The 2,708-nt window shown below is 71.5% G+C and carries 4 protein-coding genes; 1 reads left to right on the forward strand and 3 read right to left on the reverse strand.

Features of this window, described 5'->3' with window-relative positions; genetic code table 11:
* Both A5659_RS13195 and gatC read right to left on the reverse strand, forming a co-directional pair.
* A partial coding sequence (locus tag A5659_RS13195) for an amidase family protein (protein WP_255364643.1) occupies positions 1-675 on the reverse strand: 675 nt, incomplete at its 3' end.
* Entirely contained in the window at positions 672-971 is a 300-nt protein-coding gene (gatC, locus tag A5659_RS13200) for an Asp-tRNA(Asn)/Glu-tRNA(Gln) amidotransferase subunit GatC (RefSeq protein ID WP_066862090.1), read from the reverse strand. The genes A5659_RS13195 and gatC, both read right to left, overlap by 4 nt.
* Positions 972-1,087: 116 nt before the next feature.
* On the opposite strand from gatC, the gene A5659_RS13205 reads away from it, so the two are divergent.
* Positions 1,088-1,744, forward strand: a complete 657-nt coding sequence (locus tag A5659_RS13205; RefSeq protein WP_156748800.1) for an amino acid-binding protein — start codon at positions 1,088-1,090, stop codon at positions 1,742-1,744.
* Positions 1,745-1,794: 50 nt separating this feature from the next.
* Here A5659_RS13205 and A5659_RS13210 read toward each other — a convergent pair.
* Positions 1,795-2,708 (reverse strand): HNH endonuclease signature motif containing protein (locus A5659_RS13210; RefSeq protein WP_067181645.1); only part of this gene is annotated, 914 nt, incomplete at its 5' end.

Genomic DNA, 2,708 nt, shown 5'->3' on the forward strand with positions numbered 1-2,708 from the left:
GGTGTCGAGCACCGTGCGCGCGCACGGGCCGCCCTGATCCAGCGACGACGCGCACGCCACCAGGCCGTAGCGCGACACCGTGCCGTAGGTCGGCTTGACTCCCACCGTTGCGGTGAGCGCGGCGGGCTGCCGGATGGAGCCGCCGGTGTCGGATCCGATCGCCAGCGGGGCCTGGTACGCGGCCAACGCGGCCGCGCTGCCGCCGCCGGAGCCACCGGGCACCCGGTCGACGTCCCACGGGTTGCGGGTGGGCCCGTAGGCGGAGTTCTCGGTCGAGCTGCCCATCGCGAACTCGTCCATGTTGGTCTTGCCCAGGATCGGGATGCCCGCGGCGCGCAGCCGCGAGGTGAGAGTGGCGTCGTACGGGGAACGCCAGCCCTCGAGGATCTTGGACCCGCAGGTGGTGGGCATGTCGACGGTGGTGAAGACGTCCTTGAGCGCCAGCGGGACCCCGGCCAGCGGGGACGGCAGCCGCTCCCCGGCGGCCACCGCCTCGTCGACGACGGCCGCCGCCGCCAGCGCCTCGTCGGCCGCCACGTGCAGGAAGGCGTGGTAGCGGTCGTCGGTCGCGGCGATCTGGTCCAGGCATGCCTGGGTGACCTCGACCGAGGACACCTCTTTGGCGGCGATCCGGGCGGCCAGGGTGGCGGCGTCGGACCGGACGATCTCGTTCACTCGGCGTCCCCCAGGATCTGCGGGACGCCGAAGCGGCCGTCGACGGCCTCGGGCGCCTCGGCCAGCGCCTCGGCCTGCGTGAGGCAGGGGGCCGGCTGGTCGGGACGAGTGACGTTGACGTCCTTGAGCGGGTTGTCGGTCGCCTCGACGCCGGTGACGTCCACCGCCTGGACCTGGCTGACGTGGGTCAAGATGGCGTCGAGCTGGCCGGCGAAGCTGTCGAGCTCGCTGTCGGTCAGCGCCAGCCGGGACAGCCGGGCCAGGTGCGCTACCTCGTCGCGGGAGATCTGGGACACGATCCGAAAGCCTAGCCCGCCGCGTCCTTGGCGCTGGCGTGACGTTGGGCGACCACCGTCACACCGCCGTGACGCTCGGCGGGCAGAAGCCACATGCCTGTGCAACAGTGTTGGCCGTGCCCTCCTATCTGTTGCGCATCGAGCTCGTCGACCGACCAGGCAGCCTGGGGTCGCTGGCGGTGGCGCTCGGTTCGGTGGGCGCCGACATCCTGTCGCTCGATGTGGTGGAGCGCAGCTCGGGCTACGCGACCGACGACCTGGTGATCGAACTGCCGCCCGGCGCCATGCCGGACACGCTGATCACGGCCGCCGAGTCCCTGTCCGGTGTCCGGGTGGACAGCGTGCGCCCGCACACCGGCCTGCTGGAGGCGCACCGCGAACTCGAGCTGCTCGACCACATCGCCGCGGCCGACGGCAAGGCCGCACGACTGCAGGTTCTCGCCAACGAGGCGCCCAAGGTGCTGCGCGTCAGTTGGTGCACGGTGTTGCGCAGCGCGGACGGCGAGCTCCAGCGCCTGGCCGGCAGCCCCGGCGCCCCGGAGACCAAGGCGGACTCGGCGCCCTGGCTGCCGATCGAACGGGCCGTCACGCTGGACAGCAGCGGCGACTGGGTGCCCCAAGCGTGGCGCGACATGGACATGACGATGGTCGCGGCCCCGCTGGGCGATCCGCACACCGCCGTGGTGCTCGGCCGTCCCGGCCCCGAATTCCGGCCCTCGGAGGTCGCCCGGCTGGGTTACCTCGCCGGGATCGTGGCGACCATGCTGCGCTGACGGGCAGCAATTCCATCGATACCGTCGGCCGGAGACCGCGCGGAACCTAGCTAGTTGTTTGGTGGTGGGTGGGGTTGGAAGGGTGTGTACCACCACCAGTCGGCGCGTTCGCCGATCGGTCCCGGACACGGCGCCACCGCAGGTGGGGGCCCGGTGGGTGGGCGCGCCAGCGATGCCGGGCTCAGTACTCGGCCTTCGTCGTCGCGGACCACGAGTGCGTGTGCGGGCCCGCTGATGGTGATGACACCCCGATGGTGTGACCGGTGATGGTAGGGACAGACCAGCACCAGGTTGGCCAACTCGGTGGGGCCGCCGTCTTCCCAGTGCCGCAGGTGGTGGGCGTGCAGGCCGCGGGTGGCACCACAACCCGGCACCACACAGGTGCGGTCGCGATACTCGAGCGCGCGGCGCAGCCGCCGGTTGATCACCCGCGTGGCCCGCCCGGCACCGATGACCTCGCCGCGGCGTTCGAACCAGACCTCACCGGTGGCATCACAAGTGAGGTAGCGGCGGTCGGCATCGGTAAGCAGCGGACCCAGATGCAGCGCCGCGGTGGGTTTTTCCACGTCGAGGTGCACCACCACGGTGGTGTGCTGCCCGTGCGGGCGCCGCGCCGCCTCGACATCCCACCCGGCCTCGACCAGGCGCATAAACGCCTCGACCGTGCCCGGCAACGGCGGCCGCTGATCACCCGCGCCGATGGCCTGATCGTGTTTCCACTCGGCGATCAGCGCCTCACGATGCGACGCCAACGCCGCGTCGAACATCGCGGCGTCATCGTGCGGAAGGGTGATCCGGTAGCAACTGCCCGTCTCGGTGGCAGTCGCGGTGAACGAGCGCTCAAGCTCGGGCCGGGGCTCGGGGTCGGGCCGCGGTTCCAGCTTGATCGCGGTACGCAACTGGTTCACCGTGGCCACCGCGGCAAGCTCGGCGTAATGCTCATCAGAACCCTCGCCAGCCCGCT

The sequence above is a fragment of the Mycobacterium sp. 1165196.3 genome, assembly GCF_001673415.1.
GTDB lineage: Bacteria > Actinomycetota > Actinomycetes > Mycobacteriales > Mycobacteriaceae > Mycobacterium > Mycobacterium europaeum_A.